The sequence below is a fragment of the Sphingobacterium thalpophilum genome, assembly GCF_901482695.1.
Lineage (GTDB): Bacteria > Bacteroidota > Bacteroidia > Sphingobacteriales > Sphingobacteriaceae > Sphingobacterium > Sphingobacterium thalpophilum.
Window position 1 is genome coordinate 1,492,523 of record NZ_LR590484.1, and the last position, 14,132, is coordinate 1,506,654.

12 protein-coding genes are annotated in these 14,132 nt (G+C 48.0%); 5 read left to right on the plus strand and 7 right to left on the minus strand.

Annotated features, from left to right (window positions below; all coding sequences use genetic code 11):
* Positions 1-145 precede the first annotated feature (145 nt).
* The gene (locus FGL37_RS06360; RefSeq protein ID WP_051606663.1) at positions 146-1,153 is read left to right on the plus strand and encodes a helix-turn-helix domain-containing protein; all 1,008 of its coding nucleotides are present in this window, start codon (positions 146-148) and stop codon (positions 1,151-1,153) included.
* 194 nt (positions 1,154-1,347) lie between these two features.
* Here the strand turns inward: FGL37_RS06360 and FGL37_RS06365 are convergent, their stop codons facing one another.
* Positions 1,348-3,021 (minus strand): hypothetical protein, encoded by a 1,674-nt coding sequence (locus tag FGL37_RS06365; RefSeq protein ID WP_197734453.1) that lies wholly within the window; start codon positions 3,019-3,021, stop codon positions 1,348-1,350.
* Between FGL37_RS06365 and FGL37_RS06370 the strand changes: the two genes are divergently transcribed.
* Positions 2,994-5,294, plus strand: a complete 2,301-nt coding sequence (locus tag FGL37_RS06370; RefSeq protein WP_081817821.1) for a hybrid sensor histidine kinase/response regulator transcription factor — start codon at positions 2,994-2,996, stop codon at positions 5,292-5,294. The two genes, FGL37_RS06365 and FGL37_RS06370, sit on opposite strands and share 28 nt — an antisense overlap.
* Positions 5,295-5,363: 69 nt before the next feature.
* On the opposite strand, the gene FGL37_RS06375 is transcribed toward FGL37_RS06370, so the two are convergent.
* Positions 5,364-6,131, minus strand: a complete 768-nt coding sequence (locus FGL37_RS06375; protein WP_028069263.1) for an MBL fold metallo-hydrolase — start codon at positions 6,129-6,131, stop codon at positions 5,364-5,366.
* Between the two features lie 277 nt (positions 6,132-6,408).
* Here FGL37_RS06375 and FGL37_RS06380 point away from each other — a divergent pair, with 277 nt between their 5' ends.
* A complete protein-coding gene (locus FGL37_RS06380) occupies positions 6,409-7,602 on the plus strand; it encodes an ATP-binding protein (protein WP_028069264.1) in 1,194 nt (397 codons plus the stop codon).
* Positions 7,603-7,690: 88 nt separating this feature from the next.
* On the opposite strand, the gene FGL37_RS06385 is transcribed toward FGL37_RS06380, so the two are convergent.
* Positions 7,691-8,314: a hypothetical protein gene (locus FGL37_RS06385; protein ID WP_028069265.1), complete on the minus strand. Its 624-nt coding sequence runs from the start codon at positions 8,312-8,314 to the stop codon at positions 7,691-7,693.
* Positions 8,315-8,402: 88 nt separating this feature from the next.
* Entirely contained in the window at positions 8,403-9,059 is a 657-nt protein-coding gene (locus FGL37_RS06390) for a hypothetical protein (RefSeq protein ID WP_028069266.1), read from the minus strand.
* Positions 9,060-9,346: 287 nt separating this feature from the next.
* On the opposite strand from FGL37_RS06390, the gene FGL37_RS06395 reads away from it, so the two are divergent.
* Positions 9,347-11,332, plus strand: a complete 1,986-nt coding sequence (locus FGL37_RS06395) for an ATP-binding protein (RefSeq protein WP_081817822.1) — start codon at positions 9,347-9,349, stop codon at positions 11,330-11,332.
* Positions 11,333-11,340: 8 nt separating this feature from the next.
* Here FGL37_RS06395 and FGL37_RS06400 read toward each other — a convergent pair whose 3' ends face one another.
* The 3 genes from FGL37_RS06400 to FGL37_RS06410 form a co-directional block, all read right to left on the minus strand.
* The gene (locus FGL37_RS06400) at positions 11,341-11,958 is read right to left on the minus strand and encodes a Crp/Fnr family transcriptional regulator (protein ID WP_028069268.1); all 618 of its coding nucleotides are present in this window, start codon (positions 11,956-11,958) and stop codon (positions 11,341-11,343) included.
* 99 nt (positions 11,959-12,057) lie between these two features.
* The gene (locus FGL37_RS06405) at positions 12,058-12,852 is read right to left on the minus strand and encodes a hypothetical protein (RefSeq protein ID WP_028069269.1); all 795 of its coding nucleotides are present in this window, start codon (positions 12,850-12,852) and stop codon (positions 12,058-12,060) included.
* Between the two features lie 4 nt (positions 12,853-12,856).
* Positions 12,857-13,147, minus strand: coding sequence for a hypothetical protein (locus FGL37_RS06410; RefSeq protein WP_028069270.1), 291 nt, complete (start codon positions 13,145-13,147; stop codon positions 12,857-12,859).
* A 338-nt stretch (positions 13,148-13,485) separates the two neighbouring features.
* On the opposite strand from FGL37_RS06410, the gene FGL37_RS06415 reads away from it, so the two are divergent.
* Complete coding sequence (locus tag FGL37_RS06415; protein WP_138096710.1) at positions 13,486-13,968, plus strand: hypothetical protein; 483 nt, start codon at positions 13,486-13,488, stop codon at positions 13,966-13,968.
* Positions 13,969-14,132 lie beyond the last annotated feature (164 nt).

A 14,132-nucleotide genomic window follows, 5' to 3' on the forward strand; every position in this document is an offset into this window, starting at 1 on the left:
CACTATTTAGAATTAGTTTAAATTAAAGCCAAAATTATCTATCTTTGCCTACGAAATCTGCAGCAATATGTACAAATTCTGCAATCGCGGAACCTAAGTTGGGGATGGGATCTCTTACTTGTTATTTACGAGGAAACAAGCTACCATGAATATAGAACTGTTGAATACGCATCGAAATGAACTGCTCTCGCTCCTGGAGGAGCCCGAAGGCTACGTTATTCCCAAGGAATATGACCTTATCGAGACGGTAGATATCAAGCAAGACAAGGACATGTACCTGGAACGCAGGCGTATTCATCTGGATGGTGTGTACATCAATGTGTATAAGCGATCGCAGGCGCATGAGCGTGAAATATGGGTACGCTCTGACGCCCCCTATCTACAGATGCATTTTGAGATATCAGGAGGATCAGCTTATTATTTTCATCAAAACAAAACATTTGCAGTGCCGATTTCCGAAGGCGAGTTCAGCTTCTTTTATGTTCCGGAATTAAACGGCAGGTTGGTGGATCCACCATGTAAGGATGCCGTTACCGTCGAGATAGAAATTTCAGAAAAATGGATCCGGCAGCATATCGGGACATCCCCCTCCCCCGCGATGGATTTTGTCGATGACATTGCATCGGGCAGGCCCGCATTGTTAGGAGGCAGATCGCATCTGATTTCGCCCCAGATTTTTCGTGCCGTACAGGATCTTTTGGAATGTCCCTATGCAGGAAACATCAAACGCCTGTATCTCGAGGCCAAACTCATGGAGTTATTGGCTCATCAACTTTTTCAGGTTCAGGGCACAGGAAAGGGCAGACAGCAGCAGCGCTACTCCAAAGCAGATATCGAACAATTGCATTTTGTCAGAGAAAAGATCATCTCCGACCTCACAAAACATCATAGTATTGATGAATTATCCTATTTGTCCCATATGAACCGAACGAAATTACAGGCGGGATTTAAAGAACTCTTTGGTGTCACGATACATGATTTTATTGTTGAGCAGCGGATGAATCTAGCGTACAAATTGCTGACCGAATCTTACGCTCATTATTGGAACATTTCAGAAATTGCAGGCAAAGTAGGCTACCAACGGAGCAATCATTTTTCTGCAGCCTTTAAAAAAAGATTTGGACTCTCGCCCAGTTCATTCTTAAAAAAGTAAAAGTCAGCTTGAACGTCTATGCCATCCCTTGCAGTATTCACAAGGCCTTTTTGCATTTCGCTCATCGAACAGGTCGTTCACTGGGCGTTTTTTGCAGTTCACCCCTCAAATAGGTCGTTCGCCCCTGAAAATATATTCACCCCTGAAAGTATAAAAGCCACATCTCACGATGTGGCTCCAATAAACACCTACAATTATTTGCCTGCTGTTTCCAGAAAATCTGCTGTTCTGGAGGGGCTCAGCAACTCCCAAAGGGAAGCAACCGTCCATCCCGGGGCGAAGATATCGTTGTAAAACCCTTTTCCATTTTTTCCATAATCCCAATTGGTATGCTGGACAACCTCCGGATAATAGCCCACTTTGGCTATATCGAAAAGACGGCCTTTCACCGGCATCAACTGTAACATCGAACTCTTGATGACATTTGAAAAAGCCGCCAGCCGCTGTTCTTTGGTTTCACCGGCGAGCCAGTCCAGCACAGCCGCAAATTCAAAAATAAACACATCGACGTGGTTGTTTTCCACAGATACATTTCCCCAGCCGCGGGATTTAAAGCCCACATCGCCCAACATCTGTCCGGTGGCAAAGGGCACATCCCAGGTATAATACCAGGTCAGACAAAAATAGGCCGCTTTCTTACACTGCTCTACATAGTGCTGCCGCTCCTTTCCCTTACTGACCTGGGCCAGGTAATAAATCGCCGTGGAGGCATACAAGGAAGCCTCTTTATCTTCGCAATTGGCATCCAGGGTCGACGAGAAGTAATCCGACCTGGAGATAATCTCCCGCTCGAGATAGGCCGCAGATAGCTGGGCCTGCCGCAGATATTCTTTTTGTTTGAAATACACAGAAGCCATGACCAGAGGCACGGTTGCCGACGGTGTACTGCCGCCACTGCCGTCTTTTACCTGAAGCTGATCATCAAATTTGCGCGGGAAGCTGCCGTCCGCCTGCTGCAGGGCAGCAAAGTTGGTCAACAGCCGTTTAATACGCTGCTCCCATTCAGGATGCTTCCGGCCCTTTTTCTTTTCGTAACAGAGATAATTCAGCACCGCAAAGATGCCTTCCGACTGTCTGCGGATACTGTATTCCTGGGTCTCGTTGCCGTGGGTAAAGTCCACAAACTCACGAAAAAATCCATTTTTGGTAAATCCATGCTGGAGATAGCTGTCAAAGATTGCCTTCGCATGGGCAACCAGCTCCGCTTGCTCCTGCGCTTCGCCATACTCCAGTGCGTTGTAGGCGTTGAGCAATACCCGTCCTACAAAGCCGACTTCTGCAGAGCCCGTGCTCTTGCAGTCGGCCGTGCGCATGTGTACACCTGAATAGTATTTTAATGGCTGGTTATCTACATAACTTTCCTTAAAGAAGTTTGCCAGAATGTCCTTCGCCTGTGCCGGTGTATAATCCGGTGTAAGTGCCGCCGGTTTTTGCCTGTCGAAGGAATAGGTCCATACTTTGGATACAAAATCACCGTAACTGGAGGCCTGTCCTTCGCTGATCTCCCAGGACAGCTGGCGTGTCTCCCCCTTTTCCAGTTTTTCAAAGGTGACAACCTCCGGAGCCAGCGTCAATTTTCGGAGATACGTCTTAGGAGCTTCATGATAAGGGAAGCCAAAGACCAGCGCCGGAGCGCCGCCTTCGTTTTTAAAGCCCGTAAATCCGAGATCCGTCTTCCCACTTAGGATAACTTCACCGCTCTGGTGTGTGGTCAGCGCATCCCGGTTGATTTTGTCCAGCCGGATAACCGTATAGTATGTATTGGACGGTGCATTGAATATACCGGTCAATGGTGTACTCAGGCGGTCCTCCCGTACCTGCCAGCTGTCACTGGTCTTAAATGAAGGCGCCTCCTGCGGCGAACGCATATTTTTATGATACCAGAAGCCGGGCATCAGAAATTCGCTTTCGGCATCCACAGGGCAACCTCTGGCTGAGCAGCAACAAAGGCATTATCTGTTTTCACCCCGACGACCCTAAAAATTACAGGCTCTATACCACCGAAAACGGGTTTTCGACCAACCAGTTTAACTTCAAGGCCTCCTTCAAAGGCCGAGACGGGCGATTTTACTTTGGTGGGATCAATGGATTTACCAGCTTCTATCCCGATGAAATCAGCACGGTAAAAAATCAGGTCCGCCCCTCGGTGTTCATCACCCAGATCCAGCTATTGAACAATCGCGATCCGCAGGTAGAGCAGGACATCCAGGTACAGTTGCACCGCAGCGAAAAGATCGTCCTGACCCACCGGTTTTCGTCCTTCACGATCTCCTTTGTGAGTCTGAGCTTTGCCTCGCCCAGCAAAAATCAGTATGCCTATAAACTCGAGGGAGCCGACGAAGAATGGACCATGGCCGGCAATACAAAAAGTGTCAGCTATGTCAATCTATCGCCCGGCACCTATGTCTTCCATGTAAAAGCGTCCAATAATGATGGCCTGTGGAACGAGACGGGTGCAGCCGTGCAGATCGAAATATTGCCGCCGCTGTGGCTTTCCCTTCCGGCCAAGGTCGCCTATGTGCTGTTGATGCTGGCCTTATGCTATGTGTGCCTGCGCTATTACATCCGGGCCAACAAGCGCAAGCAGGCTCGCCATCTGCTGGCCTTCCAGTCGGAGCAGGAACAAAAATCCTTCCGGTCCAAAATAGATTTTTTCACCAATATCGCCCATGAGATCCGGACGCCCCTGAGCCTGATCACCGCCCCTTTAGAAGAGATCATCCAGCAGGAAAATAGCGATCAGGAAACCATGCACAACCTCCGAATCATAGAAAAAAACTGTGAGCGGCTGACCGTGCTGATCAATCAGCTGCTGGACTTCCGTAAAATGGATGAAAACGAACAGTCGCTGCATCCCGAGCCCGTCGATCTGGGGAACTTACTGGAAGATCTCTACGACAGGTTCAGAAAATCAGTCCACCGCAACAAAGTCCGGTTTGACCTGTCTATCCCCCGGGATCAGGCACTGGTTGTCGAGACCGATCTGGACGCCCTGATCAAGATCCTGAGCAATCTGCTCACCAATGCCAGCAAGTTTGCCCGGTCCTACATCCGGGTACGTCTGGACAGACAGCCGGACGGTACCTTTACCATTAGCGTTTCAGACGATGGGCCGGGAATACCCGACGAATTTAAAAAGCTGGTATTCGATCCCTTCTATCAGCTCAGTTCCAATCAGGACCGCGGCGGCACGGGCATCGGGTTGTCGCTGGTCAAGCACCTGACCAACCGGCTGGGCGCCGAGATAAAAATCGAAGACGAGCAGCCCAGGGGTAGCAGGTTTATTTTCAGTCTCCGGGACATGCCGGCTCCCGCATCGGAAACAGTACCACAAAAGGCGGAGCAGCTTTCCTTGGACAGCAATGAGCCCCACCAGACGCAGATTCTCATCGTCGACGACAATCCCGACATCACGGCCTTTATCAGCCATGCACTGGCTCCCGCCTATCATATCGATATTGCCGACAGCGCCGGCCAGGCCTTGCAGATGCTGGACAGCTGTGTTTACAGCTTGGTGATCTCCGACATCATGATGCCGGAGATGGACGGGATCACCTTTGCCAAGCGTCTGAAAAATGACATCAACTATTCCCATATCCCCGTCATTCTGCTTTCCGCCAAAATACAGAATGCGACCAAAGTAGAGGGGCTGCTGTCGGGGGCAGACGTATTTATGGAAAAACCTTTTTCGGTGGCTTTTTTAAAGGCCCAGATCAGCAGCCTGCTGCAAAACCGGAAGCATCTGCTGGAGAATTTCCATGCTTCGCCCTTGTCACCCTATTCGTCTCTGGCAACAAATGCCCGTGATGAAGCCTTCCTCACGCAGCTCAATGCCGAAATCGAGAAACACCTTTCGGACGAGCAGTTCAATGTCGAATCGCTGGTCGATATATTTAAGATCAGCCGTTCCAACTTCCAGCGAAAATTAAAGGCGATCGCCGGTACATCTCCGGGTGACTATGTGCGGAATTACCGGCTAAAACGTGCCTGCACCCTATTGCTGGAATCCGATTATCGCATCAACGAAGTCGCCTTTCTGGTCGGCTTTACCTCAGCCTCCTATTTCACCAAGGCGTTTATCAAAGCCTTTAACCAGACGCCAAAAGAGTTTATTCAGCGATCACGCGCACCTGCAAAGTAAAGTCCAAAGTGCTGACATCCCTTTGCGACGAAGGGGCTTGTGCGATAAGGCGGGGCCGTCCTATGAAGTTTAGTCCGCCGCGGCGTATCCGGCAAATTCGTCGATATCGTGATAGCCGAAAACACTGATCTGTGGCTGCGAAGCGATCAGCTCACGGATCCGCTCCACGGTAGCGATCCGCATCATATTGTCGTCGGCTCTGGCTTCGGCCAGCTGATGGACAGGATGTCCGGGATCGTATAGTTCATCACGCAGATAGTAGGCGTCGGCCACATACAACATCCAGCGGTCGTCGAGCTTTACAGCCACACCACAGTGGCCGTGGGTATGTCCAAACAACGGGATCAACAAGATTTCCGTATCCAGCGCAGTATGCACCTTGCGTGCTTCCAGGCCAAACCAGCGATCAGCTGAGCTGGCATATGTCCTGACCGGCGGATTGTGCTGCAATGGGGTTGTCAAATATCTGGGGTTGCCCGACCGGAAATTGGCGTACTCTTCCGTTCCGACATGCACGGTAGCCTGGGGGAAATCCGCCAGCCCCCCGATATGGTCATTATCCAGATGCGAGATGACGCAGTCGCGGACATCTTCCGGATCCAGGCCCAGGGCTTTGATCTGCTCAATGGCCGTGGTCTTTTCATCAAAGCGGTAACCGACCATGTTCACCAGTTCGCGCCCTATCCTTTCCTCCGGATAACGCGTATCCAACAATCCGATGCCTGTATCGATCAGCGCCATCTGCTTATCCTCTCTGATCAGCAGGCAGTGTCCGCTCACATTCTCACGAAAAGGAGTGACGATCCTGACACAATTTAAGTGATATACTTCTGCCATAGTAAAAGATTTTAAATGTCCGTTCAGCCTTGGTGCAGGCGGCAGACTTCAGAAGTAAATGTACACTTTCTTTATTAAAATTAGAACTATTGTTCTAATTATGACAATCCGATAGTAAAACCAGCTCCAAAGGCCAATTTTCCGGACCAATAATACAAATTGCCATTTTGATTCGACAAAATATATCAGAAATTGCAGTTTTGAAACAACAAAATAAACTACTTATTGTAGTTTAAAAACTGTAATTTGTAGTATATTTGTAATCTAGCAAAGCGATATGGAAACTTTAATTCATTTTCAGGACATTCTTTTACAAAGTGTCAACAATGATTTCCGGCGATATCTTCACGAACAGATAAACTGGAACCAGCGTATGATAGGCATCAAAGGTCCACGTGGAGCGGGAAAGACAACCCTCTTATTGCAACATATAAAATATGACATCGGGACTTTAAAGGAGAAAAGTCTGTATGTGACTGCAGACCATACCTGGTTCTATAACCACAGTTTGCTAGACACGGCGATGGAATGGTTTAAGCAAGGTGGAGAGCTGCTCGTCATTGATGAAGTGCACAAATACCCAAACTGGTCCAGGGAGCTCAAAAACATCTATGATGGCATCCCCCAGCTCCGTGTTATATTTTCTGCCTCCTCGGCACTCGACATCTACCGTGGCCAGGCAGATCTCAGCAGAAGAGTGGTCAGTTATGCATTGGCAGGGCTGTCTCTGCGTGAATATCTCCTGTTTTCCGGTACAGCCTCGTTTCCGGCCCTATCATTTGAGGATATACAGGCAAGCCACCGTGAGATTGCTCTGGACATCACGTCAAAGATGCGTCCCTTACCTGCATTCGCAAAATATCTACAGCTGGGCTATCTTCCGATATTTACCGAAGGAGAACAGGAGTATCTTCCTAAACTCGAACAGGTGATCGACGCCGTAGTAGACACTGATCTGGCCTATACGGCCTCATACAATGCGGGGACAGCGGTAAAAGTAAAAAAATTATTAGCTGTCATTGCAGAATCCGCTCCGTTCAAACCCAATATTTCTGCTCTGGCAGCAAAAATGGACATTTCCCGGGACCGCATTCTGGAATTTATATACCAACTTAGCGACGCAAGACTTCTGAACGTCCTGTCTGTTTCGGGCAAAGGTGTATCCCGGTTACAAAAACCAGACAAAATATTCTTAGAAAACACAAACCTTTCGTACGCCCTGCATCCGGAGCCCAATCAGGGAAATCTAAGGGAGACCTTTTTGCTGAATCAATTCATCAATGCGGGACTGGACGTATCCGAGCCACAGACCGGCGATTTTTTAGTCAACAATATCCATATTGAAGTCGGAGGCAAAAACAAAGGCACCAAACAGGTCCGCGACACCGGCAACTACCTCATTGCGGCAGATGGTATAGAGACGGGCTTCGGCAATAAAATCCCGTTGTGGCTATTCGGATTTTTGTATTAGTGCCAGTTAACCAACCTGTTAAGCACTTGAGCATCCACTAGTATCGCAACATACCACCTTGATTAGCAGAAGTCGCTTCAAAGGGCCACTATTGATCGACTATAGGAACAAAAGTATTCCACAGACCATTTAACTTTCCCCAGACAGGAGCCGTTCTCTTCTGCGGAGAAAACTGATGGAAGATAATCGTATGATCCGTACCGGGCTTTCTTAGGTGTAAAGTAGCCTGAAGCGTCATCGGCTTTTTACCCATATAATCCACCATTTCCACTGTACCCGTATAGGTCGCCTCATCGCTGCCCTCAGGTTTGGGCTGTTTTCTGAGTTCGGTCCTGGTCTTTTTGATCAGTTCTTTAGGAAGCGCGCGCTTTTCGATATTGCGATTTAAGAGTCCATCAAAATACATGGACAGATGCTTTTCGATTGTCTTGGCATCGGGCTTCTGAACGCCCTCCACGTACCAAAGAAACGCATAGGACCAATACTCATCGCTTTGCGGATTGCTCCATCCGGTAGTAAAGCGCACGTCCTCCACACCTTTATAGGAGATTTCCGGTGCAAAATCTATGGGTATTGGGAAACGCTCTATTCCCCAGCCGTCCAGGCTAAGGCTGTAGGGCGCTTTCCAGCTCACCGGATCAAATTTGTCCTGTGCCGACGAATGACTTCCCAAAGCAAGAACAAGTACTATAAAAAAGCATAACTCCTTCATAACCAATTCATTTTTTTATTAGTTACTTAAAGATAGCTATTTGTTTCGAAAGTATTCCGCCCCTTTCCCGGTCTACACCATACAAAGGCTAAAAATTCTTTGATTTCAGCCGCCACTCCAAAGGAAAGTACTCGACCCGGTCGCCCTCATCGTCTTCAATCCGCACGTAGCCCATCCCCTCCAGCTTGATCATTCCAGAAGACAGGCTAATATAATAGTCCGCAAAATACTGGGGGTACGAAGATGCTGTATGTCTTATCTTGTACACATCGTTAAATACCTGCCCCATCGCCGACACTTTACTATTAGCCTCCAGCACCTTGTACGTTATTTCGCCCCAGAGGTCATCACTTTTGGGATCCAGAGGCGCAGGAATAAAATACTGCCAGTGATCTCCCACTTTACAGTCACGCTTCAACAACGTAAATTTCTCAGTGCTTTCCGGCCAGTCTGTTGACATAGCAAAGTGCTTTTGGTCAGCATGCCAATAGTGCTCCACCGGCGGAAACTCCGACCCGACAAAACCAAGCAGTACCTTAAAGTACCCCTCCTTGGATTTATCGACGATCTTATAGCTAACCTCGGTATTTCCCTCCGCTGTCAACATTGTATAATTCCACTGGTTTCCCACGTTCATAAAAGGAAATGCCAGCTTTTCCTTATCGGGTTCTTCTCCTGCGCTATCATCACGTTTGCAGGACAGAACAAATATGCCAGCGATCAGAATCAACAAAATTTTTCTCATGCTTCTATTCTATTTTTGGTTTACAACTTGCCTAGGTGTGCGGTCCAATCAGCAGCTTCCCGGGACATATGACACAAAATTACACGGCAAGCCAATTGCATAACAGCGTAATGATCGGGATAAGGAGATTTCAGGGTTAGTACGCAACCGCAAGATCCGGCACACCTTTATCGTCTATATATGCATTTCATCGGCTGATAGAGCCGTTTGGCGAAACTGAAGGTAAAAAGTGTGATGTAAACTTATTTTTAATCGCATAAGGTTTGATTTTTTAATATCCGTATGGAATGTCCAGAATATTTTATTTGTTTATTGTTTGTCTTTTGACCGCAGGCATGCTACTCTGCAGTCCATCCTGTCTGTGTCTTACCATCCCGGACAAGTTAACAATAAGCTGCGCTGAACCGCCTCTTCCGCAAGATCAGGACAGCACGCAGATTGCGGCGTTGATCAACAGGGCTAAGGAGCACGACAGCAAAGGGTCTCCTGACTCTGCAGAATACTATTTCAAACATGCTGGGAAGCTTGCCGAGAAACTGGCCAACAGCCATGGGCGCCTACTTTACGCAGGGAACTATGGAGTGTTTCTCTATAACCAGACGCGCTTCAGTGAGGCCATGATCTTTGCGCGAATGGCTCTGGAAATCAGCCAGCAGCTGCAGGATCTGCCTAGAATGGCAGCGGCCTACAATTTAATCGCGTTACAGCACCAAGCCTTAGGACGACTGAAAGATGCTTCCGAACAGCTTATTAAGGCGTTGGACATTGCCGCTACACTCCCCCGACCAACAGCCAAAGATTCGTCGGATAGAAGAAAATATCTTAATAATCTGAGCTCACTCTCCATGGATCTGAACGACCCGGAAAAAGGTCTGCGTTATGCCCGGCAGTCCTTCGAAATTGCCAGACTGCAGCGCGATACTGTCGCCATAGGAAATAGCCTGGTCAACATCATGGTCGCCGAAGCCATTATGGGCAGATTCTCCGAAGCCATCCGTCATGGCCACCAATACCTTGCCATAGGCCGATCGAACAATGACGCACAGATGCAGATCAAGGCGCTCAATAATCTTGGTGATGTCTATCGGATGCAAAAACGCTATACGCTATCATTGCAGACCTTTCAGCGTGCATTGGCCCTACGGCCAAAATCCCTGCTTGGCCACGAAGTATATACCCTTTGGGGTATCTCAAAAGTATTCAGCGAAAAAGGTGATCTGAACCAAGCGGGACAATATTTCAAAAAAGCACTCAAACTGTCGAAGACGCAGCTCGCGGCACCGCAGCTGATCGAGCTGCTTCAGGCCGGTGCAGCTATCAATGAAGGCCTCGGAAACTATAAGCATGCGCTTGAACTTTACCGAATGCAGACACAGCTTAAAGATTCCCTAAGTATCCAGGAAGCAAAGAGAAATATAGAGGAACTGGAAATCCGGTATCAAACAGCAGAAGCGAGAAACAATATTACAAAGCGCGACCTCAAAATACTGGAACAATCCATGCTCCTGGACAAGAAGAACAAGTGGCATATCATCTTTATCCTCTGCATCACTATTCTTATCATCACACTCGTGACGCTCTGGCTGCTCCATATACAAAAACAAAAAATACAGCGGTCGAGGATACGGATAAAACTTATTGAAGCACAACTGGCAGGAGAAGAAAAAGAAAAAGCACGCACAGCCAAGGAACTGCATGATGGCGTAGCCAGCATCCTATCTGCCGCAAAACTCCATATCAATGCACTGGAGAACATCCCGTATTCAGGAATGCTGCGAGACGTCAGCAGTCTGATTGATATCGCCATAGGCGAAATCCGTAGTATTTCCCACAACCTTGCACCGGAAATCATTCTTAAAGAGGGTTTTAGTCAGGCCATACAGTCCTTTTGCCAGCGAATAAACGCTTCCGGATTCCCACTGCACTGCTATATGAGCGGTGAGCTTCCAACATTAGACAAAAGTGCACAGCTGTCCATATACCGGATTATCCAGGAATGCGTGACTAATATGCTCAAACATGCGGATGCCACAGCGGGCATCATCCAGGTGATGGCCTGCCATGAACAATTACTGATTACCATTGAGGATGATGGCAGAGGATTTGACACCGCACATGTATCGTCCGGGGGTATAGGGTTAGATAGCTTAAAAGCCCGTGTCGAAAAGCTCCAGGGAAACATGGATATCCGGTCCTCAGCGAAAGGGACCTCTATTTTTATTGAAATCAATAGCGGTAGATCTGCTGACAGCGTCGTTGGCCGCCTCAATTAATGACGACGCTATCGCCTACCCGCGGCCATACCGGGCTTTTGACTGATATTTTTCCGGATCCTGCTGAGGCTATCCTGATGGATACCAAGCAGTGATGCGATGTATTTAAGCGCTACCTGCTGAATAACCAAGGGCTGGGTGTCCATCAGATGAATATAGCGCTCCTCAGCAGTCATGCAGATCGCATTGATCTGATTTTCCTGCAGCCAATTCAACAATTTGACCATGATCGCCAATTCCATTTCCTGCATTTTGGGGATCGTGTTTTTAAGGAACAGGACGCTCGCTTTATCCCATATCAGCACGTCGATTTCGCTTAGCGACTCCAAAGAGCAGGTCGACGGATCTTCACTCTGTATAAAGAGCGGAGTCGACAGAAAGTAATTGGTCGATACGATACCTAAGGTATGATCAACTTCATTATGCACACGGTACAATCTGGCTATTCCCCGGTTTAAAAAGTACAAGGTATCCACTCTTTTCCCCTGTTCCATCAAAACCGTATGGGCGGGCAGAACAGCATGTACCGTGTGTTCGCGGATGATAAGGAATTCTTCCGGCGTAAAAAAGATACCCTGTTCACCTGCAAACGTACAGACCTGTTTAAAAAGAGCCTCGGGGACCATATAGATAGCTATTTAGGGATAAATTGTTCCAGCTCTAAAATAACAAAAAAAACAATAGGTGCCTATCGCAATAAGGCATCTTCCCATGCGCACCCGTCGTTATAGCTTCGCAAGCTCCTTTTTTAAGGTGTCGATCTCCGCTTTGCTGATCCCATGCCCATCCGTAATCTGCCAGATCAGCCCCTGGATTTTATCGTGAATTTTCATCCAGTCCGGCGTTACATAATCAGGCTCGTGCGCTTCTACCGGATCCCAATGCTTTGTTACCTTCAGCTTGGGATAGTCCTTTAGGATATCGATAAACTGCAATAGATTCCTGTCTGTGGTGACTAAAAAGTCTTCAAAATTATTGCGGGAGATGGGATACCTCATTTCGTCCCCCTGATTATCATACCAGGGCATGGAGCGAGATTCATTGACACAGGCCATGCCGATGTAAATCGTTGTCGTATCCCTGCCGCCGCCCACTCTCTGGGTGGGCGGAACAGGCACCAGGTACCGACCGATACTCAGCCCGTTCTGTTTATCATGGTCCATGCTCACGACCAAAAGGCCCGGAGGAAATTCCACCGTCACGGGCGGCGTACCCGGCATGCGGTCATTCACGAGATTAACATCAACATAGAAAAAATTGGCATGCGCGTACAGCTTATCTATACTCGGATCAAACTTGTGGTGCTCTCTTTTCACAATGCGGATTCCTTCGGGCAGCTGCAGAACACGCCCATTGGGATACGCTGTACTTTTTCCCAGCCCCGGCTGCTCGCGTGAACTTCCAATGATTATTTTACTATCGTCGTCATCGCCCGGGTCAATGACCTGTAGATCCTTATCGGGCGAACAGGAAACAACGATGAATAAACACAAAAAAATTAGATTTAATAATTTCATCATTCCATTATTTAGTATACTCCAACATAAAACAGTTATCAAATTGATGTCCATCCGCAGCCTTACGCGTGATCGACTCTCCCACAGCGCCATCGATCAGCGGACCTTGCGGCACAACGCGATATACGACTTCTTTTGTTTCGAGGTCTACCCCCGGAAACCGGTCAGCTGTCACCATTCCGCCATAGTGCCCCGATAGTGGTAGCGGGCGCTGTCCCTTCAGTCTCCAGACCAAGTTGCGTGCCGCTCCTTCTCCGCCAAATTCATTCGGATTGTCCGGATGGAGGTAAAAGACCACACCTTTGTCATTGGGTCCCGTTATCCTTCGCCCAGGCGATATGTGATGAACAGAGGCCTGCTAATACGTACATTTTCATTAGAATAATATCTCTTCGAGTTTAAATCAAAGCAAAATTACGACCGTCCGCTTTACGGCACCAGCGTAGTAGTTCCGGAAAAAAAATATAAGTAATCATACGGAATCAACTGCGCATGCAGGCGTTCGGCCGTCATCAGGCCGCTGGTACCTAATTAAGCGATTCCGTACTAGCACGGATAATTAGCTCCCGGGTCTTGTCTACTTTTGTTTGCATAAATACTGAAGACCACATGATTAAATTTAAAAACATCCTATTTATGGCAAGTCTATGCTATGCAGCAGACTCTTCTGCCCAATCCTTCCAACAAGGGGACAATACCATTAATCTCAGTGTCGGCATCGGCGGCAGCCTAGGCATCCCCATTGGCGTAAGCTATGAGCACGCTGTCCATGAGCAGATCAGTGTGGGCGTCTATGGCGGGTATTCAGCCAAAAAAGAATCCCTTGGCGATTATGGGAACTGGAAATACAGTCATATCCTGCTGGCCGGCAGAAGTTCGTACCATCTCAAAGTACATTCGAAGTTTGATCCCTATGCCGGATTGATGTTAGGATACAACATTGCTTCCGTTAAATGGGATGGTGCCGATGAGGTCCCCGTTTCAGCTTCATCAGGTGGATTTTTCTGGGCATTGCATATCGGTTCAAAATACTGGTTCAACACCAAGGTAGGCGCATTTGCTGAAGTCGGATATGGACTGGGCGTACTGAATGTAGGCATGGCTTTCAAATTAAAATAACAAAATGCGCCAGTCGGTCCCGATCGCTGTCGATACCTGTAGCAAGCAGACGTTTTTTCTGACATATGTCAGTTCGGATCGCTGCCCTATATCGTTAATTTTGAAGAACCATGAAGCCTGGAAAACAATCAAATTTAGTGCACGAATAAACAGCGGGAACACAT